The organism is Rhodoferax ferrireducens, assembly GCF_003347515.1.
Taxonomy (GTDB): domain Bacteria; phylum Pseudomonadota; class Gammaproteobacteria; order Burkholderiales; family Burkholderiaceae_C; genus Rhodoferax.
This window is the reverse complement of record NZ_QEII01000290.1, coordinates 89039-113421: the sequence shown is the minus strand read 5'-3', so window position 1 is coordinate 113421 and position 24383 is coordinate 89039. Positions and strand designations below refer to the sequence as shown.

The 24383-nt window shown below is 63.7% G+C and carries 22 protein-coding genes; 15 read left to right on the top strand and 7 right to left on the bottom strand.

The genetic code is table 11. From position 1 onward, the window contains the following. Positions 1–16: 16 nt before the first annotated feature. From C5P05_RS18110 to C5P05_RS18080, 7 genes are all read left to right on the top strand, one after another. A complete protein-coding gene (locus tag C5P05_RS18110; RefSeq protein WP_114971231.1) occupies positions 17–1525 on the top strand; it encodes a mannitol dehydrogenase family protein in 1509 nt (502 codons plus the stop codon). Further along, on the top strand, positions 1522–2481 hold the full coding sequence (locus tag C5P05_RS18105) for a sugar kinase (RefSeq protein ID WP_114971230.1): 960 nt from the start codon (positions 1522–1524) through the stop codon (positions 2479–2481). Before C5P05_RS18110 ends, C5P05_RS18105 begins: the two co-directional genes overlap by 4 nt. A 15-nt stretch (positions 2482–2496) precedes the next feature. Next, positions 2497–3504 (top strand): zinc-binding alcohol dehydrogenase family protein, encoded by a 1008-nt coding sequence (locus C5P05_RS18100; protein WP_114971229.1) that lies wholly within the window; start codon positions 2497–2499, stop codon positions 3502–3504. 509 nt (positions 3505–4013) lie between these two features. After that, the gene (locus C5P05_RS18095) at positions 4014–5108 is read left to right on the top strand and encodes a response regulator (protein WP_114971403.1); all 1095 of its coding nucleotides are present in this window, start codon (positions 4014–4016) and stop codon (positions 5106–5108) included. 34 nt (positions 5109–5142) lie between these two features. Further along, positions 5143–8112, top strand: coding sequence for a hybrid sensor histidine kinase/response regulator (locus tag C5P05_RS18090; protein WP_114971228.1), 2970 nt, complete (start codon positions 5143–5145; stop codon positions 8110–8112). Positions 8113–8142: 30 nt separating this feature from the next. After that, positions 8143–8724 (top strand): NYN domain-containing protein, encoded by a 582-nt coding sequence (locus tag C5P05_RS18085; RefSeq protein ID WP_232834558.1) that lies wholly within the window; start codon positions 8143–8145, stop codon positions 8722–8724. 38 nt (positions 8725–8762) lie between these two features. Beyond that, positions 8763–9161 (top strand): FKBP-type peptidyl-prolyl cis-trans isomerase, encoded by a 399-nt coding sequence (locus tag C5P05_RS18080; protein WP_114971227.1) that lies wholly within the window; start codon positions 8763–8765, stop codon positions 9159–9161. Positions 9162–9170: 9 nt separating this feature from the next. Here C5P05_RS18080 and C5P05_RS18075 read toward each other — a convergent pair whose 3' ends face one another. Continuing rightward, a complete protein-coding gene (locus C5P05_RS18075; protein ID WP_114971226.1) occupies positions 9171–9380 on the bottom strand; it encodes a ribbon-helix-helix protein, CopG family in 210 nt (69 codons plus the stop codon). A gap of 182 nt (positions 9381–9562) precedes the next feature. Between C5P05_RS18075 and C5P05_RS18070 the strand changes: the two genes are divergently transcribed. From C5P05_RS18070 to C5P05_RS18035, 8 genes are all read left to right on the top strand, one after another. Further along, a complete protein-coding gene (locus tag C5P05_RS18070) occupies positions 9563–10372 on the top strand; it encodes a hypothetical protein (protein ID WP_114971225.1) in 810 nt (269 codons plus the stop codon). A gap of 40 nt (positions 10373–10412) precedes the next feature. Then, entirely contained in the window at positions 10413–12707 is a 2295-nt protein-coding gene (locus C5P05_RS18065) for an NADP-dependent malic enzyme (RefSeq protein ID WP_114971224.1), read from the top strand. Between the two features lie 48 nt (positions 12708–12755). Beyond that, positions 12756–13484 (top strand): fused MFS/spermidine synthase, encoded by a 729-nt coding sequence (locus tag C5P05_RS18060; RefSeq protein ID WP_114971223.1) that lies wholly within the window; start codon positions 12756–12758, stop codon positions 13482–13484. Further along, entirely contained in the window at positions 13468–14250 is a 783-nt protein-coding gene (locus C5P05_RS18055) for a fused MFS/spermidine synthase (RefSeq protein ID WP_114971222.1), read from the top strand. Before C5P05_RS18060 ends, C5P05_RS18055 begins: the two co-directional genes overlap by 17 nt. A gap of 156 nt (positions 14251–14406) precedes the next feature. After that, on the top strand, positions 14407–14682 hold the full coding sequence (locus C5P05_RS18050; protein ID WP_114971221.1) for a DnaJ domain-containing protein: 276 nt from the start codon (positions 14407–14409) through the stop codon (positions 14680–14682). Between the two features lie 11 nt (positions 14683–14693). Then, complete coding sequence (locus tag C5P05_RS18045; protein WP_114971220.1) at positions 14694–15266, top strand: hypothetical protein; 573 nt, start codon at positions 14694–14696, stop codon at positions 15264–15266. Positions 15267–15306: 40 nt separating this feature from the next. Then, positions 15307–16053, top strand: coding sequence for a hypothetical protein (locus tag C5P05_RS18040; RefSeq protein ID WP_114971219.1), 747 nt, complete (start codon positions 15307–15309; stop codon positions 16051–16053). A 66-nt stretch (positions 16054–16119) separates the two neighbouring features. Next, positions 16120–17394 (top strand): hypothetical protein, encoded by a 1275-nt coding sequence (locus C5P05_RS18035; RefSeq protein WP_114971218.1) that lies wholly within the window; start codon positions 16120–16122, stop codon positions 17392–17394. 60 nt (positions 17395–17454) lie between these two features. Here C5P05_RS18035 and C5P05_RS18030 read toward each other — a convergent pair whose 3' ends face one another. The 6 genes from C5P05_RS18030 to C5P05_RS18005 all read right to left on the bottom strand — a co-directional run bounded on the left by C5P05_RS18030 (position 17455) and on the right by C5P05_RS18005 (position 24378). Beyond that, positions 17455–18351 carry an alpha/beta fold hydrolase gene (locus C5P05_RS18030; protein WP_114971217.1) on the bottom strand — a complete coding sequence of 299 codons (897 nt, stop codon included), beginning with the start codon at positions 18349–18351 and terminating at the stop codon, positions 17455–17457. A gap of 103 nt (positions 18352–18454) precedes the next feature. Further along, positions 18455–20650, bottom strand: coding sequence for a 3-hydroxybutyrate oligomer hydrolase family protein (locus tag C5P05_RS18025; protein WP_198674768.1), 2196 nt, complete (start codon positions 20648–20650; stop codon positions 18455–18457). Positions 20651–20688: 38 nt separating this feature from the next. Further along, positions 20689–21756: a branched-chain amino acid ABC transporter permease gene (locus tag C5P05_RS18020; protein WP_114971216.1), complete on the bottom strand. Its 1068-nt coding sequence runs from the start codon at positions 21754–21756 to the stop codon at positions 20689–20691. 134 nt (positions 21757–21890) lie between these two features. After that, a complete protein-coding gene (locus C5P05_RS18015; protein WP_114971215.1) occupies positions 21891–22883 on the bottom strand; it encodes a branched-chain amino acid ABC transporter permease in 993 nt (330 codons plus the stop codon). Further along, the gene (locus C5P05_RS18010; RefSeq protein ID WP_114971214.1) at positions 22880–23605 is read right to left on the bottom strand and encodes an ABC transporter ATP-binding protein; all 726 of its coding nucleotides are present in this window, start codon (positions 23603–23605) and stop codon (positions 22880–22882) included. The genes C5P05_RS18015 and C5P05_RS18010 overlap by 4 nt, the downstream gene beginning before the upstream one ends. Beyond that, on the bottom strand, positions 23602–24378 hold the full coding sequence (locus C5P05_RS18005; RefSeq protein ID WP_114971213.1) for an ABC transporter ATP-binding protein: 777 nt from the start codon (positions 24376–24378) through the stop codon (positions 23602–23604). Before C5P05_RS18005 ends, C5P05_RS18010 begins: the two co-directional genes overlap by 4 nt. Positions 24379–24383 lie beyond the last annotated feature (5 nt).

The window sequence follows — 24383 nt, the reverse complement described above, 5'->3', positions numbered from 1 at the left end:
CGCCCATGAACCACCTATGAATCGTCTTCACCCCCAACACCTGGCCAGACTGCCGGCCGCGGTGGCTCGCCCGGCCTACGACCGCCAGTGCCTGCAAAGTGGCATCGTGCATTTGGGCATTGGCGCCTTCATGCGCGCCCACATGGCCGCCGCCACCGAGGCGGCCCTGGCCGCGGGCGACCTGCGCTGGGGCATCGTCGGCGTCTCGCTGCGCCAGCCCGACACGCGTGATGCCCTGGCGCCGCAGGACGGCCTGTACACGCTGGCGATCCGCGACGCGGACGCCCAGGGCCAACCGCGCCAGCGCCTGCAGGTGATTGGCGCCGTGCGCAGCCTGCTGGTGGCCCCCGAAAACCCGCAAGCGGTGCTGGACGCCATCGCGGCGGCAGACACCCGCATCGTGAGCCTGACGGTGACGGAAAAAGGCTACTGCCACGACCCGGCCACCGGCGCGCTGCGGCTGGACCACCCGGACATCGCCCACGATCTGGCCCACCCCGCGGCGCCGCGCTCGGCCATCGGCATGCTGGTGTACGGGCTGCGGCTGCGCCACGCGCGCGGCCACGGGCCGCTCACGCTGATGTCGCTGGACAACCTGCCGGCCAATGGCCGCGTGCTGCGCGGCGCCGTGCTGCGCTGTGCCGAAGCGGTGGACCCGGCGCTGGCCCAGCGCATCGCCGCCGAATGCCGCTTCCCCTGCTCCATGGTGGACCGCATCGTGCCCCGCACCACCGACGCCGACCGCGCCGCCGTGAGCCAGGCGCTGGGCATCGAAGACCGCTGGCCGGTGCTGGGCGAGCCCTTTTTTGACTGGGCGGTGGAAGACGACTTCGCGGCCGGCCGACCTGACTGGACGCTGGGCGGCGCGCGTTTCGTGGCCGACGCCGAACCCTTTGAGCGGCTCAAGCTGCGCATGGTCAACGGCACGCACTCCAGCATCGCCTACCTGGGCGCCATGGCGGGCTGGCAGACGGTGGACAAAGCCATTGCCCAGGCGCCGCTGCGCGAGCACATCGAAGCCCTGATGCGCGATGAGATCGAACCCACCCTGGCCGAGCTTCCCGGCCTGGACCTGCCCGGCTACCGCGCCAACCTGCTCGCCCGCTACGCCAACCCCGCGCTGGCGCACCGCACGCAGCAGATTGCCATGGACGGCTCGCAGAAGCTGCCCCAGCGCCTGCTCGGCACCGTGCGCGACCGGCTGGCCACCGGGTTGCCGGTGCCCCGCATGGCGCTGGGCATTGCGGCCTGGATGCACTACCTGCGCGGCGTGGACGAGCAGGGCCAGCCCTACCCCATCGACGACCCCCACGCCACCGAACTGACGGCGCTGTACCAGCGCTCGCTGGGCCGGGGGGCCAGCATCGAAGCCGTGCAGGCCATGTTGTCCTACGCGCCGGTGTTTGGCGATCTGGCGGGCAATGCGCCGCTGGCGACGGCCCTGCTGAGCGCCCTGCAATCGCTGCAGACACGCGGCGTACTGGCCACGCTGGTGGCCGTGAACCATGGGGAGCTGGCCGAGTGAACACATCTCCCGATCAACTCGATGTCTTGTCGCTGGGTGAAACCATGGCGCTGCTGGTGGCGCAGGAGCCCGGGCTGCTGGCGCAGGTGCAAACCTTCAGCAAACGGCTGGCCGGTGCGGACAGCAACGTCGCCATCGGCCTGGCGCGCCTTGGTTTCAAGGTGGGCTGGATCAGCCGCGTGGGGGCCGACTCGTTTGGCAGCTATGTGCGCCAGACCATCGAAGCCGAAGGCGTGGACACCTCGCAGGTCGAAGTGGACCCGAACCGCTCGACCGGCTTCATGCTCAAGTCGCGCAGCGTGGACGGCAGCGACCCGGCCATCGAGTACTACCGCCGCGGCTCGGCGGCCAGCCAGCTCGGCGTGGCGCACCTGAAGCCCGACTACGCGCTCAAGGCCCGGCATCTGCACACCACCGGCATCACCCCCGCCCTGTCGCCCGCGGCCCGCGAGCTGGTGGCCCACGCCATGCAGACCCTGCGCGGCGCGGGCCGCAGCGTCTCGTTCGACCCCAACCTGCGGCCCAGCCTGTGGCCCGACACGGCCACCATGCGCGACACCCTGAACGAACTTGCCCGCCACGCCGACTGGGTTCTGCCCGGCCACGACGAAGGCAAGCTGCTGACCGGCCAGACCACCCCCGCCGACATCGCCGCCTGGTACATCGACCGGGGCGCGAAGGCAGTGGTGGTGAAGCTCGGTGCCGACGGCGCCTACTTCCGCGCCGCCAGCGGCGAACACGGCCATGTGCCCGGCGTGCCCGTGCCCGTGGTGGTGGACACCGTGGGCGCTGGCGACGCTTTTGCCGTGGGCATCATCAGCGCCCAACTGGAGGGCCTGACCTGGCCACAGGCCCTGCGGCGCGCCAACTGGATCGCCTCGCGGGCACTGCAGGTCATCGGCGACATGGAAGGCCTGCCCACCCGCAGCGAGCTGGCGGAACACAACATTGTTTGAACTTAAGGACTTTCCATGCTGACCGTAGTCTGCGAAACCCCCGGCACCCTGCTGGCCCAAGACCGCCCCATGCCCGAACGCGGCGCCAACGACGTGCTGCTGCGTGTCAAGCGCGTGGGCGTATGCGGCACCGACCTGCACATCTTCACCGGCAAGCAGCCCTACCTGAGCTACCCGCGCGTGATGGGCCATGAGCTCTCGGGCATCGTCGAAGGCGCCCCGGCGGACGGCGCCCTGCGCCCCGGCGACACGGTCTACGTCATGCCCTACCTGTCGTGCGGCATCTGCGTCGCCTGCCGCGCGGGCAAGACGAATTGCTGCGTGAGCATCCAGGTGCTCGGCGTGCACCGCGACGGCGCGTTCACCGAATACCTCACCGTGCCCCAGCAGTTCGTGCACAAGGCAGAAGGCGTGTCTCTCGATCAGGCCGCTATGGTGGAATTCCTGGCGATCGGTGCCCACGCCGTGCGGCGCTCGGACCTGCGCTCAGGGCAACGCGTGCTGGTGGTGGGGGCCGGCCCCATCGGCATGGCCGCGATGATCTTTGCACAACTGCGCGGCGCGTCGGTCACCGCGCTGGACGGCCGCAAGGACCGGGTCGACTTTTGCACCAGCGCCCTGGGCACTCATGCCGGTGTGCTGCTCGGCGAAAGCGACGAAGCGCAGCTCGCCACACTGACAGGCGGCGAGTTCTTCGACGTGGTGTTTGACGCCACCGGCAACCCCCAGGCCATGGAGCGGGGCTTCAAGTTCGTGGCCCACGGCGGCAGCTATGTGCTGATCTCGGTGGTCGGCGCGAACATCACCTTCTCCGACCCCGAATTCCACAAGCGCGAGATGACGCTGCTGGGCAGCCGAAACGCGACCACCGAAGACTTCACCACGGTGCTCGACGCCATGCGCGCGGGCCTGATCCCGCCCACCCTGAACACCCACCGCCTGGCGCTGGCGGATGTACCGACCCAGTTCCAGAACCTGCTCGACCCGTCCGCCGGGGTGATCAAGGCCATCGTCGAGTGCTGACCGGCGGGTAGTGGTCAGGCCACGGCTGTCCGCTCAGGGCTATTCCCGGTCCGGGTCGCCCTTCTGCTTCTCGCAGGTGTGGATGAAACGGCCGAACGCGCGGTCCTTGTTGCGCCGCTCGGTGCTCACTGATGGTGTGGTACAGCAGCGAACGCTGCGGGTGGCGCGGGTTGTAGAGTTGGCTTGGCACCCGCTGGTCCACCCGTGTGCGGATGCGAGTGCGTTTGCGCTGGACGTGCTGCGGCGGGCATGGGGCAGTGCCAGCCCGAGCGTGCTCGCATGGGCCGGGTGCCCAACAATACTGCGTTTATATCCAGCTATGTGCATCTATGATGCCGTCAGCTGGCAGACCAACAAGCAGACCACAAACTCCTGAATTGATAGCTACTTACGCATACTGCAAGCGGGCTATACGCCAATTTCATATATATTTTTCATCGGCAAAAAGGGCCCGGTGGTTTGCGGTGTAATACTGTTTGATCTTCACCAGACGCCCCGGCAAAACCCGCATGTCCGCAGCACCCAGCGCCACCATCCTGATCGTCGATGATTCGCCCGAAAACCTGTTGATCTTGAGCGAACTGCTGCGCCCGCAATACCGGGTCCTGGCAGCCACCTCGGGTGAAGGCGCTTTGCGCGTGGCCAGCAGCCTGCCGGTGCCGGATCTGATCCTGCTCGATGTGATGATGCCCGGCATGGACGGCTATGCGGTGCTGGCGCGGCTGCGCGAGCAGCCGGCCACCCAGGACATTCCGGTGGTTTTCCTGACCGCCCTGGTCGCCGACGGCGATGAGGAGCGCGGACTGCTGCTGGGGGCGGCCGATTACATCACCAAGCCGATCAAGCCGGCGGTGGTGCTGGCCCGGGTGCTCACACAACTCCAGGCCAAGCAAGCCCGTGACTGGATGAAAGACCAGAACACAGCACTCGAAGCCGAAGTGGCCCGGCGCATGACCGAGAACGACCTCACGCAATGGGTCAGCATTCGGGCGCTGGCGCACCTGGCCGAGATACGCGACCCGGAAACCGGCAACCACATCATGCGCACCCAGGGCTATGTGCAGCGCCTGGCCCTCGGGCTGCGTGCGCATCCCCGCTTTGTGGCGACCCTGAGCGAGCATTACATTGATCTGCTGGCCCGCTCGGCGCCGCTGCACGACATCGGCAAGGTCGGCATTCCGGATCACATCCTGCGCAAACCCGGCAAGCTGGACGCCGAGGAATGGGTCATCATGCAAACCCACGCCAAGCTGGGCAGCGACGCCATCGAGCAGGCGGAGCGTGACATCAAGACGCCGGTGGATTTCCTGGCCGTGGGCAAGGAAATCGCCCATTGGCACCACGAAAAATGGGATGGCAGCGGCTATCCCGACGGCCTGGCGGGCGACGCCATTCCCCTGCCCGCGCGCCTGATGGCCGTGGCCGATGTGTTCGACGCCCTGATCTCGGTGCGCGTCTACAAGACGGCCATGCCTTACGCCGTCGCGCGCGACCACATCGCCGCCGGACGCGGCAAGCACTTCGATCCCGACGTGTGCGACGCCTTCCTGGCCGGCTTCACTGATTTTGTGACGATTGCCGAACAGTACCGCGACGGCCACTGAGTGCAGCGGCGGCAGACCTGATAAGAGAGTGGCCATGAATCCTGAACCAAGTCCAGCACCCACGGCGGCCAGCACCCTGCAGGCCACGACCGCCACCTTGAAGCTGGTTCTGACCTATGCGCTGTTCGCCGGCCTGTGGATCGTGCTGTCTGACAAAGTGCTGGCCGGGCTGATCAGCGACCCGGCTCAGATGCTCCTGGCCAGTACCTTGAAGGGATGGCTGTTTGTGGCCGTGACCTCGCTGCTGCTCTTTGCCCTGGTCGGGCGTCTGCTCGCGCAGGCCCTGACCTTGTCACTGCGTGAACGGGAGGCGCAACTTGACAACCGGCGTACCCAGCAATTGCTTGCGGCGATTGTTGACGGTTCGACCGACGCGATCTTCGTCAAGGACCTGGAAGGTCGCTACCTCTTGTTCAACAAGGAAACCATGCGGGTCACCGCCAAGTCCTCCGGGCAGGCGCTGGGCCACGACGACACGGCGCTCTTCCCGCCGGAACAGGCCGCGATGATCCGCGCCCATGACCGCAGCGTGATCACCGAGAACGTGATCAAGACCTACGAGGAAACCGTCTCCACCGTCGATGGCGAGCGCACGTATCTGGCCACCAAGGGGCCGCTGCGCGACAGCACCGGACAGGTCTTCGGTGTCTTCGGCATTTCCCGCGACATCACCGAGCGCAAAGCCAGCGAGGACCAGCTGCGCAAACTGTCGCTGGCGGTGCAGCAAAGCCCGGAAAGCATCGTCATCACCAACATGCAGGCCCAAATCGAGTATGTGAACGATGCCTTTGTCCGAGCCACGGGCTACGCCAGCGAGGAGGTGATCGGCCAGAACCCGCGCCTTTTGCACTCGGGCAAAACGGCGACCGAAACCTATGCAGCCATGTGGGCGGCGATGACCCAGGGCCTGCCCTGGAAGGGCGAGTTCCAGAACCGCCGAAAAGACGGCAGCGAATACACCGAGTTCGCCATCATCAGCCCCTTGCGTCAACCGGACGGGCGCATCACCCACTACGTGGCGGTGAAGGAAGACATCACCGAGAAGAAGCGACTGGGCGAAGAGCTGGACCACTATCGTCACGGTCTGGAAGAACTGGTGGCCAGCCGCACCGCGGAACTGAGCACGGCACGGCAGCAGGCTGATGCCGCCAACCAGGCCAAGAGCGCGTTTCTGGCCAACATGAGCCACGAAATCCGCACGCCCATGAACGCCATCATCGGCCTGACGCATCTGCTGCGACGCACCGGGACCACACCGGAACAGGGCGAGCGGCTGGACAAGATTGACAGCGCGGGCCAGCACCTGTTGTCGATCATCAACGACATCCTCGATCTGTCCAAAATCGAGGCGGGCCGGCTGCAACTGGAAAACACCGACTTTCACCTTGCCGCCGTTCTTGACAATGTCGACTCCATCGTCGGCGAATCGGCACGCAGCAAGGGGCTGAAAATTGAACTCGATGCGGGTGCGGTTCCCCTGTGGCTGCGCGGCGACCCCACCCGGCTGCGCCAGGCTTTGCTCAACTACGCCGGCAATGCCATCAAGTTCACCGAGCACGGCACGATTGTCCTGCGCGCCAGACTGTTGCAAGACAAGGAGCACGATTTGCTGGTGCGTTTCGAGGTCCAGGACACGGGCATTGGCATTACGCCCGAGCAGATGGCGCGCCTGTTTCAGGCTTTTGAGCAGGCCGATACCTCGACCACGCGCAAATACGGCGGCACCGGCCTGGGGCTGACGATCACCCGACGGCTGGCGCACCTGATGGGCGGCGAGGCCGGTGCCGACAGCACGCCGGGGGTAGGCAGCACCTTCTGGTTCACGGCTCGCCTGCAACGCGGCCACGGCATCATGCCCAGCGCATCCCCTGGCACGCAGGCCGTGGACTTCGGGAGTGCGGAGATGCAACTGCGTCTGCGCCATGGCGGCGCCCGGCTCCTGCTGGCGGAGGACAGCCTGATCAACCGTGAGGTGGTGCTGGAGCTGCTGCACGGCGTGGGTCTGGCGGTGGACACGGCCGGCGATGGCCAGGAAGCGCTGGCCAAAGCACAGACCCAGGCCTACGACCTGATCCTGATGGACATTCAGATGCCCCATATGGATGGCCTACAAGCCAGCCGCGCCATCCGCGCCCTGGTGGGCTGGGAGACCCAACCGATCCTGGCGATGACGGCCAACGTCTTCGACGAGGACCGCCGTGCCTGCCTGCAAGCGGGCATGAACGACTTTGTCGCCAAACCCATCGAACCGGACCTGTTCTATGCCGCCCTGTTGAAATGGCTACCGCCCGGGACAACGAAGGGTGCGCAGGCCAGGCCATTGAACCCGCCCGATCGCGCGACTGATACGGTGGCAAAGCCCGCACCAAGATCGACTTCCGACGCCGCCACCCTGGCACGCCTGGCCGGCGTACCAGGACTCAACGTGGCGCGTGGCCTGACGACACTGCGCGGCCAAGCCCACAAATACCTCGATCTGTTGGGCCATTTCGCCCAGTCGCATGCCAATGACATGACACAGGTGGCCGCGAGCCTGGCCGGCGGCGACCTGGCCACCGCCCGGCGCCTGGCCCACACCCTCAAGGGCACGGCAGGCACTCTGGGGGCGGAGCGTCTGGCGGAAATGGCCTGGCTCCTGGAAGTGAGCTTGCGGGAAAGCCCGATCGAGCAGCTGCGTGACAAGGACATTCACCTGGAACTCGATGCCATCAACCGCGAACTGATGGCCCTGGCCGCCGCCCTGCCCCCCTCAACGGATGCGCGCCCTGCAGCGGACACCACACCAACGGACCCGGCAACCCTGCGGGCCGTGCTCGACGAACTCGACACCTTGCTGGCACAGAGCGACACCGCCGCCATCGCGCATTTCCAGGCGCATGCCGCCTTGCTGCAAGCCGCACTGGGCCAGCCCGGTGAGCCCCTCGGGCGGCAGATCACACAGTTTGCCTTTGATGCAGCGCTGGCAACATTGCGCACCACGCGCCAGGCGGCCCGGTTAGCATGATGGACAAGCATCCATGGACGGGAAGACATCGTGAACACAAGCAACAGCGTTGAAAACAAATCGGTCGCGCTCTATTGGGACTTCGAAAACCTTCACGCGAGTCTGTCGGAGGCGCGACTGGGAGAAGGTTCCTACAACAAACCGGATGGGCGCTTCAAGGCGCAGGAGCCCCTCATCGACGTCAAAGCCATCATCGAGCTGGCTGCGTCGTTTGGACCGGTGGCCATCAATCGCGCGTATTGCAACTGGCAGTTTTTCGGTCGCTACCGCGATGCCTTGCTGCAGGGCGCGGTAGAACTGGTTCAGCTTTTCCCCCCGGGCGCGTCGGCCAAAAATGGGGCTGACATCAGGCTGTGTCTCGACGCGTTTGAGGACCTGGGTCGCTTTGGCCACATTGGCACCCTCGTGATCGTTGGCGGCGACAGTGACTTCATGCCCCTCGCGCAAAAGATCAAGGCGGCTGGCCGCACGCTGATTGGCGTGGGCGACCGCAAATCGACCAACCCGCATTGGGCCAAAAGTTGCCATGAATTTCAATACTATGAAAATCTGGTCGATGCCCCCGTTTGGGTAGATGCGTCAGACGCCAGCGTGCGCGGAGCGGGGCCGTAAACTACGGGTCCAAAACCCAACCATCCCCATTCATCCGCATGAAATCTTTCTACTCCCTCTTTGCCATTTCCGTCCTTGCCACCAGCGCCATCGCCGCCACCACGGAATCCCTGCCCTCCGGCGTGAAGATCGCTCACACGACCGAGGGCACGGGCGCCAACCCCAAGTCGACCGACACGGTCAAGGTGCACTACCGTGGCACCCTGGTCGACGGCAAGGAGTTCGACAGCTCCTACAAGCGCAATGCACCCGCCACATTTCCGCTGAGCCGGGTCATCCCGTGCTGGACCGAGGGCATGCAAAAAATCAAGGTCGGCGGCAAGGCCACGCTGACCTGCCCGCCGGCCACTGCTTATGGCGACCGTGGCGCAGGCGCTGCCGTGCCGCCGAATGCCACGCTGACGTTTGAAGTCGAGCTGCTGGCCATCGAAAAGTAAGCGGAAGACTCAGCCCAGACCCGGGCCGTCTTCTTTGGGGTCGCTCGCCTTGAGCGACCCGCTGGGAATGAAATCCACACCATGCTGGATTAAATAGTCACGAATCAGCCGTCGCACCACCTGCGACGGCGTCACGTCCTGTCGCGCACAGAGGGCCTCAAAGGCCTTCTTTTTGGCGGGATCGACCAACACAGTCAATCGAGCAGTCTTGAGTTCCATGGCTTGCGCTTTAATATGTTAATTTGATTATCATTCTATGTGTTTTTAGAGCGACTACAATACACTTATTGTTAGACTATTTACATCATTTCCATAGGCGGACGGGCCCACGGTTGAACGCAGCGAACGTGCTGGTCACGCCGCTGATGCATGTTGATAGTCGCGTGAATTGAGATGTTCTGATGCCGCAACGAAGAGTTCACAAAACCGCTGGTCAGCCCACGATCCTCGGCAGATCGCACCCAAGCAGTGGTCTCAGTCTGGTCCAGTTCCATCCGGCCGGATGTGATGAAAGCCAGACGTGTGCCGCCATCTGGGAAGAGCACGATCACGTCCATCTGGCCAGTCCCCTGCTGCGCAAGCGGGCCGGCATTCTCGATCCCCAGCCCTTCATCAAAAAATTCCCCTGTGCCATCGGCATGGTGGATGCGTTTGAGCGGTCTATGGAATGGCTGGATTCCGTCTGTTATGCCGCGCAAGCAACGGCACAGGTTCGCCTGGCCTGCGAGGCCGAACCCGAATGGGGGCTGCGTTGCACCCGCTACGACGCCTCGGACCAGACCCTGGGCCTGGGGGGTCTGGGCCATGCCTTGTTGCCCGACGAGGCCTTGATCGAAGAAGTTGCGCGGCAGTGTCTGGCGCAGTCGATCAAAAGCTTGCTCAAGGAAGACCCGGATTTCAAGGACGGCCAGATGGACGTGCTGGAGACCGGCGCCGACACCGGCGACGTCGCCACGGTGTATTTGCCCAATGGCCTGTCCATTCGCGTCTGCCTCCTGAAAAAACTGTCTCGCCCCGAGGTCATCCAATGCGGGATCCATGCCATGAACCGAATGAGTCAGACGGAGGCGACGTGGCAACACGCCTTGCTGGTGATGCCGGGCCTGGACCTTGAGACGCCCATGGTGATGGGAAAAAGCGTCACGATCAGCAGCCTGGAATTCGGCGTGATTCGCGCCGCCCTGTTGGCCCTGGTGTCCAAAGATTCCTGAAACATTTAACGCCGTCCACGCGGCAGAAAGACCCGTCACCATGCCAACGCAAATCACCAAAAACGAACAACTCCGTCAGGCCGCGCTCGACTATCACGAACACCCGATACCGGGCAAGCTGGCGATTGCCGCAACCAAGCAACTGGTGAACCAGCATGATTTGGGTCTGGCCTACTCGCCCGGGGTGGCAGCCCCCTGCGAAGAAATCGTCAAAGACCCTAACGCGGCCTTCAAATACACCAGCCGTGGCAATTTGGTGGCCGTTATCACCAACGGCACGGCCGTGCTGGGCTTGGGCAATATCGGCCCGCTGGCGGCCAAGCCGGTGATGGAGGGCAAAGCCGTTCTGTTCAAGAAGTTCGCCGGCATTGATGTGTTCGACCTGGAGATCGATGAGTCCGATCTGGACAAGCTGGTGGACATCATTGCTGCGCTGGAGCCCACGTTTGGCGGCATCAACCTGGAAGACATCAAGGCGCCGGACTGTTTTTATGTGGAACGCAAATTGCGCGAACGCATGAACATTCCGGTGTTTCACGATGACCAGCATGGCACGGCCATCGTGGTCGGCGCCGCCATCCTGAACGGTTTGAAGGTGGTGGGCAAAGACCCCAAGAAGATCAAGCTGGTGACCTCGGGCGCCGGTGCCGCCGCCCTGGCCTGCCTGGGCTTGCTGGTGAAGTTGGGCATTCCGCGCGAGAACATTTATGTCACCGACCTGGCCGGCGTGGTGTACGAGGGACGCACCGAGCTGATGGACGAGGACAAGATTGTTTACGCCCAACCGACAAGCGCGCGCACCTTGGGCGAAATCATCGAAGGGGCCGATATTTTTCTGGGCCTGTCGGCGGGTGGCGTGCTCAAGCCCGAGATGGTCCGGTCCATGGCGGCGCGACCGCTGGTGTTTGCCCTGGCCAACCCCACGCCGGAGATCACCCCGGAGCAGGTCCGGGCCGTGCGCGACGACGCGATCATGGCGACCGGGCGTGCCGACTACCCGAACCAGGTCAACAATGTCCTGTGCTTCCCCTACATCTTCCGGGGCGCCTTGGACTCGCGCGCCACCACCATCACACTGGAGATGGAAATCGCCGCCGTGCATGCGATTGCCGAACTGGCGCAAGCGGAACAAAGTGACGTGGTCGCGGCAGCGTACGCAGGTGAACAAATGGCGTTTGGCCCGGACTACCTGATTCCGCGCCCGTTCGACCCGCGCCTGATGACGCGCATCGCACCCGCCGTGGCCGAGGCCGCTGCGAAATCGGGCGTGGCCATGACGCCGATCACGGATCTGGCGGCCTACCGCGAACGCCTGGAGGCCTTTGTGTATGCCTCCGGCACACTCATGAAACCTATTTTTGCCGCGGTAAAACGGGCGCCGACCAAGCGGGTGGCTTACGCGGAAGGCGAGGATGAACGCGTGCTGCGTGCCTGCCAGATCATCGTGGATGAAGCCCTGGCACGACCCACGCTGATTGGCCGCCCGGCCATCATCGCCCAGCGCATCGAGCAGTTTGGGCTGCGCCTGAAACAAGGTGCGGACTACGACATCGTCAACGTCGAGCAAGACGAGCGCTACCCCGATTTCTGGCAGACCTACCACCAGCTGACCGAACGCCTGGGCACCACCGAGCAGACCGCCAAGATTGAAATGCGCCGCCGCCTGACCCTGATCGCGGTCATGCTGCTCAAGAAAAACGAGGTCGATGGCGTGATCTGCGGCACCTGGGGCACCACCTCGCTGCACCTGAACTATGTGGACCAGGTCATCGGCAAGCGTCCCGGCGTCAATACCTACGCCTGTGTCACCGGCCTGATCCTGCCGGGCCGCCAGGTCTTTCTGGTCGACACCCATGTCAACTACGACCCCAGCGCCCAGCAGATTGCCGAGATCACGGTGCTGGCGGCCGAAGAAATGCTGCGCATTGGCGTGCACCCCAAAGCTGCCTTGCTGTCCCACTCCAACTTCGGCTCCAGCCAGCAAGCCTCCGCCGTCAAGATGCGCCAGGCGTTGGCGCTGGTGCAGGAACAGGCGCCCTGGCTGGAGATTGACGGCGAGATGCATGGCGACATGGCGCTCGACACGGCCCACCGGCGCCAGCTCATGCCGGGCAGCACCCTGAACGGAGAAGCCAATCTGCTGGTGTTTCCGAACCTGGACGCGGCCAATATCACCTACAACCTGCTCAAGGCAGCGGCGGGTGGTGGCATCTCGATCGGCCCCATTCTGCTCGGGGCGGCCCAGCCCATTCATATCTTGACCGCCGCCGCCACGGTGCGCCGTCTGGTCAATATGACCGCCTTGACCGTGGCCGAGGTCAACGCGCAACGCTAAGGTTTGACGTCGCGCCGCTGCTGCTGTCCCCTCAAATTTGTCCTTTTTATGCCAGATCACGCTGAATCCGCCCGTCCGCACCATGAGGTGCCCACCATCTGCGAGGACAAGAACAGCAAGTCCTTGCACTTTTCCAACACTCACCTGCAAAGCCGGATGCGCACCAGCCAGCCGGACGAGCTGGAACTGGACTACACCAAAACCATGATGGGGTTTTTGCGCCTCCAGCGCCAACCCCGACACATTGCGATGATCGGCTTGGGCGGCGGGAGCCTGGCCAAATACTGCTATCGGCAACTGCCCGAAACAAAGATCACGGTGGTGGAAATCAACCCCCATGTGATTGCCATGCGCCAGGAGTTTTTGGTTCCCGACGACAACGAACGCTTCCAGGTGATCGAGGCCGACGGCGCCGATTTCGTGCGCGATGCCGAACCGGATTTCGACGTGCTGCTGGTCGATGGCTACGACCAACAGGGCCAACCCGCCGCGCTGTGTTCGCAGCACTTTTATGAAAACTGCTGCCGGGTGCTGGCCGACCCCGGTGTCATGGCGGTCAACCTGCATGGCTACCACCGCTTGTACGAGCTGTTCATAGACCGCATCAACCGGTCATTTGGCAACAACACGGCTGAGGTGCCTGCCAACAGGGACGGGAATGTGATTGTCTTCGCCGGCAAGAACATTCCCGTGTCTGCGCACGCCATGCGCGGCAACGTTGATTTTGATTACTTTGCCTTGAACGAGCGAAAAGCCCTGCATGCCCGAGTCGCTTGACGTGCCAGACCACGCCCAGCCTTTTGTCCAGAACGACCCGGCAGGTCGGTCCCTGCACTTCCACATGGACGGCATGCAAAGCCTGATGTCCTGTCAACGGCCGTTCGACCTGGAGTTGCCTTACACGAAGACCATGATGGCTTTTCTGCTGGCCAAGCCCCGACCAGCGCATATATTGATGATCGGCCTGGGCGGCGGATCACTCGCCAAGTTCTGTTACCAAAACTTCCCGCAAACCCGGATCACGGTGGTGGAAATCAACCCGCACGTCATTGCCATGCGTCAGCAGTTTCTGATCCCGGACGATGATGAGCGCTTGCAGGTGGTGTGCGCCGACGGGGCCGATTTTGTGCGTGATGCGCCGCCCGGGTTTGACGTCATCCTGGTGGACGGTTTTGATGCGCGCGGCCTGTCGGTTCAGTTGTGCACCCCCGCCTTTTACAGAAACTGTTGTCGCATCATGACGCCCAGCAGTGTGCTGGTGGTCAACCTCGACAACGACAATCCGGCGCATCCGGTGTTCATCGATCGAATCAAGCAGGCGTTCGAGGGCAATTTCGTGGAAATCAACGTCCTCGATCGAAGCAACAGCATTGCTTTCGCCAACAAGGGCATCCCAATTTCATCCTGCGAAATGAGTCTGAGCGGGAGCCTGGGCCATCATGCGCTGGAGACGCGAAGCCAGTTGCAGTCAGAACTGCAGCGCATTTTGGAGATTCTGGACAGCCGGCAACCCCTGGGTCAGGTGACTTGTGCGACGCCGTAATTCGCGCCGGGCATAATCACACCCCCCAAGTTCCTTGTTTGCACCGCCCCGGCCCGTCGCCCATCCGGCGCCGGAAAAACGAAGAACAGCCCCCACAAAATGTGACAGATAGGTTGAACCATCCCCAACCTTGCCACACCAACAGCCAGAGTACGCATGAAAGACCACTACGCAACCCTCGGGCTTGGCAGCGCTGCGACGCTGGCCGATATCAAGAAGGCGTTTCGCCAGAAGGCGTCGCTTCACCACCCTGACCGAAATGCCGCTGCCAGTGCGCCGGAGCGTTTTCGGGCGGTGCAAGAGGCCTATGAGGTGCTCTCGGATGATGCCAAACGCCAGGCTTACGACGACAACCGCCGCCGCAACCTGCTCGACAGCCCGATCGAGACGGCGCGCGATATTTGGCAAAACTACTTTAACCCTCTACTTTGAAACCCGGTGACATGAGAATTTCCCCCTTTTTCCTCCAGCTGCGCTCGGCTTACCAGTCTGAAATGGACGATCTGACATTTGATTCCGAAGGACGGGACGTGCTGCGCCAGCGTTTGACGCAAAGACGCAAAGAACTCGGCTTTTTGCTCCAGATGATCGAACTCAGCCCGGAGATGGTGGCGGTGATCTTCCACCAGGGCTTTCGCTTCAAACTGCCCGCCGTGATGGATCACCTGCTCACGCACGAGTCGGACGAATTCCCGGATTGGGATACTTTGGTGGACGCGGCGCATCTGACGCCCTGGGCTCACGAATTGACCCAGGTAATCCTGAAGGAACCCATGGGCGCCTGGTTTTTAACGGTGGCGGCCGGCCTGGAGTACATGTACGGCAAGCCGGACACCACGCCGGTTGCCCAAAGTGCGGATGAGGATGACGACGAAGACGGCGAAAACGGCGATGAGGAGGATGGCGACGAGCCGTTCAACGAGTTTGACGCCGAAGAAGAAAAAGCAGCCCGCGTGCGCGAAGACGCTGGCGCCGACTGGATGGTCGAACAGGGCTTTGACCGCAAAGACCGGTAAAGCGCCCGCGCTGCCCCCTCTAACTGACCAGGAAACTCCAATGAACCACCTCGCCCTCATCGCAAAAACCCAAAGCCTGATTGCCGCCGGCGACATCGTCGGCGCCGAGTCGGCCCTGGTCGAACTGGCCGACATCGAGGGCGACTCGGCGCTGATGGTGGTGCTGGAGCAACTGCCGCCCAAGGACATCCTGGCCATCATCCGCGAATACGACAACTCCAAGGAATCGGTCATCAACCTGATGGTCACCCCGGCCCAGTTTGCCCGGGCGGTGGTGATCGAAAAGCAATACAAGGACCTGACCCGCACCCACCTGCGCGGCATGCTGAACTCGATCATCTTTCGGGAGGACGCGGACCCGGTCGAGTTCATGACCGCCATTGGCGACCTGGAAGGCGGCAGCGAGGCGCTGGCGGACTACTTTGAAGAAAAATGGAGCCGCGTCGAGGCCTTTGCCCGCACCGGCACCTTTGACACGGTGGAAGACGACGGCGAAATGCTGTCAGAAACTGCCCTCTACGCCTCGGCCTACGCCAAGCCGCGCCTGGAACAGGACGAAGTGGCGGACCAGGACTGGATGGAGCTGGCGTGGATACTGCGCTATCAGTGCCCCGATCTTTTCATTGAAATGCTGTTGGTGCTGCGCGCCAAAGCCCGTGCGTTCGAGGCCGGCGGGGGTGAGGACGGCGAAGCTGAAGAAGATGACGGCAAGGTCGAGACCGGCGACACCGACCGCGGCAAAGCCACACCGGCGGCGCGCGAGTCGGACGAGGAATCGGCCATTTAGGCCGGGTGCCGCTCACTCAAGACCTACCCCCCGATCTGCCAACCCGGACTTGCCACTTTCGTCACGATGCCCACGCACACCACCGCCCTCCCCGCTGCAACCGTTTCGGTCTACGACACTCGCCCGTTTTTTGAGAAAGCACTGCTGTTTGGCGTGCAAAACGGCATCATTGATCGGCAGAAACTGGACACCATTTGCGAGGATGCGCCCAAGGGCATGGTGCAAATTGCGCGCTACTTTGGCAACGAGTTCTTGCGCCCCGAGCTGGAAAAAGCCAAGGACCGCATGGTCAATCTGGTCAGCCTCTACCTGGAAAGCACGAGCAACGGCGACCTGACGCTTGCGGCCGAGGCGCTGCGCGACCATTCGTTTCTGTCGCGCTCCAAAGGCGGCTCGGACATGCTCAAAAGCCTGGTGGCCATGCCGCAGAACAGCCACTTCGGCATGAATGAGCACGGCGGCTTCACCGACGAGCACATTCCGCTGCTGGCCAAGTGGTCGCTCAAAAGCCTGGCCGAGTACCAGGCCGAACTCGCCAAACGCCGCCAGGTAGCGCAAGTGATCGATGCCGCCATCTGGCTGGCGGACAAACTGGGCATGGAAGCCAGCGAACTGGAAGAGGCGGGCAAGGACGCCGAAGCGGTCATCCGCACCGCCTTGCTGGTCCTGGCCTGCAAACGCACCGAGATGCCGGACTGGGTCGCATTTGAAAAGATGGTGGCGGCGCTGCGCAAAAAATATGGCGAAGCAAAAGCGGCAGGCCAAGGCAGTGACCCGGCCAACGCGAACACCAGTTTGCTCGCTGTCCTTATCACGATCCCAAAAAATCTGCCCGGTCACCTCAGCGCCGCCGTGGAGGCGGTGCGCCAGTCCGTGCTGGCGGATTTGCCGAAGATTCTTGACGCCACCCTGCCCGCCAGAAAACTGTTTGACCAGACACCAGCGTTCATGGGCCGGTATTTTTGGACCGAGGACGGCTTGAGCGAAGTAGACCACCATGACCGCTCGGCCTCGCTGGCCTGGAACAAGGCCACGGGCGGCCACAGTGATGACGGCTCGCTGCTGACCCTGTTCCTGTGCGTGGCCACCAAGACCGCGCCCAAAACCCTGTTGACCGAAAAAAGCGCTGCCGCCTTGGTCCGCAAGATCCGCAAGTCCGGCCTCAGCCCGGAACTGACTCGCCAGTACATCCTGAATCACGCCCCCGCGCAACACCAGGACGACTACGCCCAGCTGTGGCAGGCCTTTCTGGACGAAGCGCAGCCCACGCTGCAAAGCGACTTTGACTACGAGTTGAAGGACGCCATCGCCCTGCTGCGCCGTGAGTGCAATGTGAAGTAGCGGATTTTCAGCATCAAATAGGGCTCTAGCCCTCGTACACCCTGCGCAACCCGCTATCAACTAAATAGCATACGTTTTATTGACACCGTCAATGAAGGCGGTGACCAGGTCCAGCTGCCCGGGCACGTTGAGTGCCGGGGCGTGACCGCAGCCTTCAATCTCGACCACCTGCGTCAAACCCAGGGCGCCCGGTCCGCGACGCAGCATCTCGTTGCTTGTCTCGGGCAGCACCAGATCAGAGTCTGCACCGCGCAAACACAGCACCGGCATGTCGAGCAGGTCGTAATGGTCCCAGAGGAGGTAGTCATCGGGATGGTGGGTGAACTGCTGCACCATGGCCGGGTCGTAGTGCGGCGTGACACGGCCATCGGGCAAACGGCGCACGGAGGTTTCGGTCAGGCGCCGCCACTGCGCGTCGCTTAAAGCGCCGTAGGGTTTGTAGACCTGGCGGAAAAAGGCCTCCAGTTCCAGCACCGTGGCGAATGCAGGCGGTTTGCCTGCGTAAGCCTTGATCCGTTCAATAGCGGCCTGCGCCAGTTGCGGTGCGTTGTCGTTCAAGGTCAGACTCTGGATGCGCGGCTTCATGTCGGCCTGCAGCAGGCCGGATGCGCACACGGTGCCAATGGCGCCGCCCATGGAGGTGCCCACCCAGTGCGCTTTCTCAATCTTGAGCTGTTCGAACAGCTCCCGCGCAAGGCGCGCGTAAAACGCCAGGCAGTATTCCTGCTGGGGGTCGGGGCTCCACTGGCTCAAGCCCCGGCCGATGGTGTCGGGACAGATCACCCGGTAGCCACGCGCGCTCAAGTGGGCCGCCAACTCATCCATGTCGCGCCCGGTGCGGGCCAGGCCGTGCCAGGCGATCACGGTGCCGCGCTCGACAATAGGCTCGTCAGTGCGCCACTCGGTGTAATGCATCTCGCGCCCGGCGCAACTCAGATAGTGTGATGTCATTGGCATGGCGTGGTCTCCTGTCTGCTCGTCGTCCCTCTGGTCACTGTGCCCCCGCACCGGCCCGAAGGCCGTGCGGGGGTGGCATCCAGCCTGCGATGCCCCTCCATCCTCACTGCGGAATGGTGATGTTGTTGCCGCTAAAGCTGATCGCATCGCCTGCCGCGGCGGTCGCGGCGATGGCCGGCACATTGGCGGCCGTGATCGCAGGCGCAGCGCCGGGCGTGCCGCCCCGCACCGTGGTGCGCACCACCTGGCTCGGCGGCAACGCGGTCCCGTTCTTCAAATGAGCGTACATCGCGTCCATGGCACGGTTGAAGTAGGTGTGCATCGGGATGTAGCGGCTGTCAAAGCCACTCAGCCCCAGGAAGGCGTCGAAATGCTGCGCGTTGGTCACCTCGATGTAGCGCGCTTTGCTGGCCGAACCCTCCACCGAGCGGTTGAAGGCCACATAAGCGCGCGCCGCATTGTTGATCGGCAACAGCGCGTCGCTGCGCCCGGCCACGATGAGGGTCGGCTTGGCCCGCAGATTGCCGTTGAACAGGACTTCGGCCAGACCCGTGCGCACGGCGGTGCTCTGCGCCAGCGTTGGCGTCGTTGCCACTGTCAGGGCGGCACCGGCCGCGTCCACGCCGGTCACCAGCGCGCGCTGGCATACCGCGTTGTCCAGCCCGAAGTCCTGCACGCCGGTGGACAGCGAAGTCGCCAGCTGCCAGGAGCGTGCGCCGCCCACGGAGTCGTTGTAGACGACGTTGGCCGGTTGTCCATTGGCGGTGCCGTTGGCGCTGGCAAAGCTCCCGGCCTTGGTCGTCGCGGTGACCGCCACCGGGTCGCCGGTGGCTGCAACCACTTGGGCGAAGCTGGTGTTGCAGACGTTATCAAGTACCGAGAAACGGCCGTAGCTGACGGGGTACATCGCCGACAGAATCGGGCCATTGCCGAGCCCGTAATGCGCGCTGTGCATGGTGTCGTTGTCAGGCGTCCAGCCGTAGGCGCGCAACTTGCTCAAGGCATCCAGCGAGCGCGCGGCCGTATCCGCGCCGCTCACCAGCCCCTTGGCGGCCAGGCCGTCGCAGCGCGCCGTCGCACGCGCCGTCATGCCTGCGAAGGAAATGTAATTGTGAAAGGACACTTCCGCCCCCATCGACGCCGCAGCAGACAAGGCCGCGCAGGGCTGAAGCAGGTTGCCATAGGTGGTGTAGTCAACTGTCGATTTGCCCACACCGGCGACCGCCGCACCGCCGAAGTTGATGCCATAGCCCGTGGCCACCGAGGGCTGGACGTTGGGCTCGTTGGCGACCACACCGTCAATCAGGCCACTGCTGTCTTGCTCGGCTGCGCGAATCACCGCGCCGCCGCCGTTGGACACCGAGGCGCCGATGATGAGCGTGTTGGCCGCTGCAAAGGGGAGCGGATTGGCGGCGCTCCCATAGCGGTCGTTCAAGACGAAAAGCGCGTAGCGCGCGGCGGCCAGCGTGTCGTTGCCCCAGTCTTTCTCGGGGTTGAGTTGCGAGTGCACCTGCTTGAGCGCGAGGCGGTTGGGAAACAGCAGGTTGTAGGCGGCGCGGGCAACATCCGTGATGTTGGCGGCAAAGAAGTTCAGTGCGCCGGCCTCGGCCCGGGTGGCGCGCGTGCCGTCGATGCGGTTGACGGTGTCATCGCTCAGGTCATACAGGCCAACACCTTTGCCGGCATCGGTCAGGGCCACGGCACAGCCACGCTTGAGACCCCATTCGCTGGCGGCGCCCACCGCACCGTAGACACCGCGCGAGCCCGATGAAGGCCCGACCACCACACAGGGCGCAGCCTGGTCGAAACTGTCGGGGACCTGCACGGCCATGACCACGCGTTTGCGGCCGGTGCCATCGTCCAGCGAAGCCATGTATTCGCGCCCCGGAATCAAGCCCTCATTGGCGGTGACCGTGCCTGCCACATCCACGTTCGGTCCATACAGCGTGCCGTAGCCGCCGTTGGCGGAGACGTCGACCAGGCCGCGGTAGTTGCCGTGAATGGCGTTGCGGCGCAACTCCAGCGCGGTCGGTGCCAGCGGCGCGACATAAGCCGGCGCCGCAGCGCCGAGGCCGGTGCGCCCCAGGCCCGCCGTCAGCAAATCCTGCGTGGCGGCGGTGTCCCCGGTGCCACGCGCTGTGGCGGGGTAGAGTGTGACGCTGTGCTGCGTCACACCCGTGGGCAAGTCGTTTGTCACCGTCCCATCGCTGCCGCCGCAACCGGCCAGCAAGCCCACCCCCAGCGCCATCGCCGTCGTCAGCCGCACTGGCCCGGTCGCATTCTGCAATTTTTTCTTCATGCTTGTCTCCTTGGTTTTTGAATAGATCAGCAGCGTATCTATCTCTGCGTACGCACGGCACGCAGCCGCCCCACTACGCCCGTGGGAAAGTAGTAAACCGACAAAACAAACAGGAGGCCGAGCCAGAGCAGCCAGCGGTCCGGCGACAGCAAGGCGGCCAGCCAGGGCAAGGCAGACGCCGCCTCGTGCCCCACGCGCAGCAAATCCTGCAGGTAGCTTTGCGCCACCAGGAACAGGGCGGCGCCGATGGCCGCGCCGTAAATCGTGCCCATGCCGCCAATCACCACCATCAGCAGCACGTCCATCATGATCTCGAACGACAGCGAGGTATCGGGCCCGTTGTAGCGCAGCCAGAGCGCCAGCATGGCGCCAGCCAGGCAGGCAAACAAGGCCGACAAAATGCTGGAGGTGGTGCGGTAGACCACCACGCGGTAGCCGATGGCTTCGGCCCGGAACTCGTTCTCACGGATCGCCTGCAGCACGCGCCCGAACGGCGAGTTCACGATGCGCAGCAGCGCCAGCAAGAGCACCAGCGCCGTGACAAACAGCAGGTAGTAGCACAGCAGGCGCCCATCCAGCATGACGCCCAGAAAGGGCTCATCCCTGAATTCAAAACTGGGCGACAGCAGCTCGGGCACTTTGAACGACAGGCCATCCTCACCCCCTGTGATGTCGGACAGCTGCGACGCCAGCGTCAAAAAAGCGGAGGCCACAGCCAAGGTGATCATGGCGAAAAAGATGGCTCGCACCCGCAGCGAGAACAGCCCTACCAGCAGAGCCAGCACAAACGAGAGCGCCAGCGAGCACAGCACGCCCACCGCCAACGCTTCCCAGCTCGGCCCCAGGCGGGTCGTGGCAACCGCGATGCCATAGGCGCCAATGCCAAAAAACATGGTGTGGGCAAAACTGACGATGCCGGTGTAGCCGAGCAGCAAGTCAAAACTGGCCACCAGCACAATGAACACCAGCACCTTGGCCGCCACGTTGAGCGCCTTGACGCCGGGGAAAATAAAGGGCGCACCGGCCAGCGCAATCAGCAGCACGACCAGCAAGACCGCCAGCACCCGGCTGCGGGGAAAGTCGTTGGAGAGGATTCTTTTCAGCATACTTCGACTCTCAAAAGTCGTGAAGAAACCGTAGCGAGCGAGCCGAGGTTGCGGCGAGGAGCGGAGCCGTACATGTGTACGGTGAGCACCGCAGTTGCAAGATCGGTTTGCGCAGTAGGTTTATTCATGGCTTTTTAGCGGTTTGCGACGGGGTAAACGCCTTGCGGGCGCCACAGCAGAATTGCCACCATCAACGCGATGTTGGAAAACAGCGCCACTTTGGGCAGCAGGAAGCCGGTGTAGTTGGCAATCAGGCCGACCAGCAAGGCACCAATCAGCGCGCCACCGGTCGAGCCCAGGCCGCCGATGATGATCACGATGAAAATCAGTACATTGACCTGCGCGCCCATTTGCGGCGTCACGTTTTGCTGGTACAGGCCCCACATCACGCCGCCCAGCCCGGCCAGCGCGCTGCCCACCACAAACACGCCGATGAACAGGCGCTTGATGCGGTAGCCGAGGGCTTCCACCATCTCGCGGTCCTGCACGCCGGCGCGGATCAGCAGGCCAATCTTGGTGCGGCTCAAGGTCCAGGCCAGCACCGCAAACACCACGCCGCCCACCGCCACCGCCAGCAGGCGGTATTTCTCGATGGCCGCATCGCCGAGCAGCACGGCGCCGCGCAGGCCTTCCGGCAGGGGCAGTGCAATTTGTGCCGGCCCCCAGATCACCTTGATGAGTTCCTCGCCAATGATCATGCCGCCCATGGTGATCAAAATCTGCTTCAGGTGCTGGCCGTACACGGGGCGCACGATGAAGCGCTCGAAGGCCAGGCCGACAGCGCCGGCCACCAGCATGGCCACGAGCATGGCCGGAAACACGGCGAGCAGGTTGCGCCACAGATCCTGCGAGCCGGTCCAGTCCCCCATCAGGCCCAGGATCGTGGTCGCCACAAACGCACCCAGCGCGATGAACACGCCATGGCCGAAATTCAGCACGTCCATCAAGCCAAACACCAGGGTCAGGCCGGAGGCGATGATGAACACAATCATGCCCATGGCCAGGCCCGCCACGGTGAGCGTGAGCCAGGTCGAGGCTGAGCCGATGAAGGGCAGCACCAGCAGCGCCAGCAGCGGCACCAGCACCAGAGGTTTCCAGTCGAAGTCTTTTTGAATCCCTGCGCTCATATCGCCAAGCCCAGCAGCGACTGCTGCAATGCTTCGTCCTCGGCCAGCGCCTGCATGGCGCCGGCATGCACCACGCGGCCGTTGTCCATCACGGCCACGCGATCGCCCAGGCGTTTGGCGAAATTGATGTTTTGCTCGACCAGCAAAATAGTCGTGCCGGTCGCCTTGAGCTGGGCGAAGGCCTCGATCATGTTGTTGATGATGGCGGGCGCCAGGCCTTTGCTGGGCTCGTCGACGATCAGCAGTTCGCGCGGTTCGACGATGGCGCGCGCCACCGCCAGCATCTGCTTCTGCCCGCCCGAGAGCTTGCCGGCCGGGTGGTTCCAGAATTTCTCAACCGCAGGGAACAGGGAAAAAATCCAGGTCAGCCGCGCCTCGTCCATCTGGCTGGCGCGCCTGGCCTGACGCGCGGCGAGCAGCATGTTTTCCTTGACGGTGAGGTCGGCAAAGATGCCCATGTTTTCCGGCACGTAGGCGATGCCCAGTGCGGCAATCTCCGGCGTGCCCGTGGCCGTGATGTCACGCGAGCCGAACGTGACCTTGCCTTGGCTGGCGTGCCACAAACCCATGATGGTGCGCAAGGTGGTGGTCTTGCCGGCGCCGTTGCGCCCCAGCAGCATGGTGAGCTGAGCGCGCGGCACCACCAGGTCCACGCCGTGCAGGATGTGGTACGCGCCAATGTGGGTGTGGACCCCCGCCAGGGTGAGCAACGCGTCGCTCATGCGCCCGCCTCCGCCGCTACCGGCGCCACGCCCAGATAGGCCTCCTGCACCACCGGCGAGGCAATCACTTCCGCCGGTTCGCCATCGGCGACCAGCGCGCCGTTGTGCAGCACGATGATGCGGTCGGCCAGTTCGCGCACCACGTCCATCTTGTGTTCCACCAGCAAAATGGTTTTGGTCTTGTCGTTTTTCAAGGCACGAATCAGGTTGAGGATGACCGGCGCTTCGTCATGGCTCATGCCGGCCGTGGGCTCGTCGAACATGTACACCAGTGGGTCCAGCGCCATCAGCAAGGCCACCTCCAGCTTGCGCTGGTCGCCATGCGGCAGATTCGCCACCGGCACATGGCGCTTGTCGTTCATGGCCACGGCGTCGAGCACTTCCTCGGCGAGTTGCGTCAAGGCCTTGTGGTCGCTCCAGATGCTCCAGAGATTGAGTCCGCGCAAGTGCGCGCCAGGCCGTGCCGCCTGCACCGCGAGCCGCACGTTCTCCAGGACCGACAGGTTCGGGAACAGGTTGGTGAGCTGAAACGCTCGCCCCAGCCCGGCGCGGGTTCGGCTGGAGGGACTCAGACCCGCCAGGCTGTTGCCATTGAGCAGCACCTCGCCGCTGGTGGCCTTGATCTGGCCCGAGATCAGGTTGAAAAAAGTGGTCTTGCCCGCGCCGTTGGGACCGACGATGGCGGTCAGCGTGCCGGGCCGAAAAATGCAGCTGACCGCATTCACCGCCACGTGTCCGCCGAAGCGAACCGTGAGCTCCCTCGTCTCAAGCATGGCGA

Bases quoted from the DNA above. Each gene is read 5' to 3' on its own strand.
- C5P05_RS18110 (WP_114971231.1), top strand. From the start codon at position 17: ATGAATCGTCTTCACCCCCAACACCTGGCCAGACTGCCGGCCGCGGTG.
- C5P05_RS18100 (WP_114971229.1), top strand. From the start codon at position 2,497: ATGCTGACCGTAGTCTGCGAAACCCCCGGCACCCTGCTGGCCCAAGAC.
- C5P05_RS18095 (WP_114971403.1), top strand. From the start codon at position 4,014: ATGTCCGCAGCACCCAGCGCCACCATCCTGATCGTCGATGATTCGCCC.
- C5P05_RS18090 (WP_114971228.1), top strand. From the start codon at position 5,143: ATGAATCCTGAACCAAGTCCAGCACCCACGGCGGCCAGCACCCTGCAG.
- C5P05_RS18080 (WP_114971227.1), top strand. From the start codon at position 8,763: ATGAAATCTTTCTACTCCCTCTTTGCCATTTCCGTCCTTGCCACCAGC.
- C5P05_RS18075 (WP_114971226.1), bottom strand. From the start codon at position 9,380: ATGGAACTCAAGACTGCTCGATTGACTGTGTTGGTCGATCCCGCCAAA.
- C5P05_RS18070 (WP_114971225.1), top strand. From the start codon at position 9,563: ATGCCGCAACGAAGAGTTCACAAAACCGCTGGTCAGCCCACGATCCTC.
- C5P05_RS18065 (WP_114971224.1), top strand. From the start codon at position 10,413: ATGCCAACGCAAATCACCAAAAACGAACAACTCCGTCAGGCCGCGCTC.
- C5P05_RS18060 (WP_114971223.1), top strand. From the start codon at position 12,756: ATGCCAGATCACGCTGAATCCGCCCGTCCGCACCATGAGGTGCCCACC.
- C5P05_RS18055 (WP_114971222.1), top strand. From the start codon at position 13,468: ATGCCCGAGTCGCTTGACGTGCCAGACCACGCCCAGCCTTTTGTCCAG.
- C5P05_RS18050 (WP_114971221.1), top strand. From the start codon at position 14,407: ATGAAAGACCACTACGCAACCCTCGGGCTTGGCAGCGCTGCGACGCTG.
- C5P05_RS18045 (WP_114971220.1), top strand. From the start codon at position 14,694: ATGAGAATTTCCCCCTTTTTCCTCCAGCTGCGCTCGGCTTACCAGTCT.
- C5P05_RS18040 (WP_114971219.1), top strand. From the start codon at position 15,307: ATGAACCACCTCGCCCTCATCGCAAAAACCCAAAGCCTGATTGCCGCC.
- C5P05_RS18035 (WP_114971218.1), top strand. From the start codon at position 16,120: ATGCCCACGCACACCACCGCCCTCCCCGCTGCAACCGTTTCGGTCTAC.
- C5P05_RS18030 (WP_114971217.1), bottom strand. From the start codon at position 18,351: ATGCCAATGACATCACACTATCTGAGTTGCGCCGGGCGCGAGATGCAT.
- C5P05_RS18025 (WP_198674768.1), bottom strand. From the start codon at position 20,650: ATGAAGAAAAAATTGCAGAATGCGACCGGGCCAGTGCGGCTGACGACG.
- C5P05_RS18020 (WP_114971216.1), bottom strand. From the start codon at position 21,756: ATGCTGAAAAGAATCCTCTCCAACGACTTTCCCCGCAGCCGGGTGCTG.
- C5P05_RS18015 (WP_114971215.1), bottom strand. From the start codon at position 22,883: ATGAGCGCAGGGATTCAAAAAGACTTCGACTGGAAACCTCTGGTGCTG.
- C5P05_RS18010 (WP_114971214.1), bottom strand. From the start codon at position 23,605: ATGAGCGACGCGTTGCTCACCCTGGCGGGGGTCCACACCCACATTGGC.
- C5P05_RS18005 (WP_114971213.1), bottom strand. From the start codon at position 24,378: ATGCTTGAGACGAGGGAGCTCACGGTTCGCTTCGGCGGACACGTGGCG.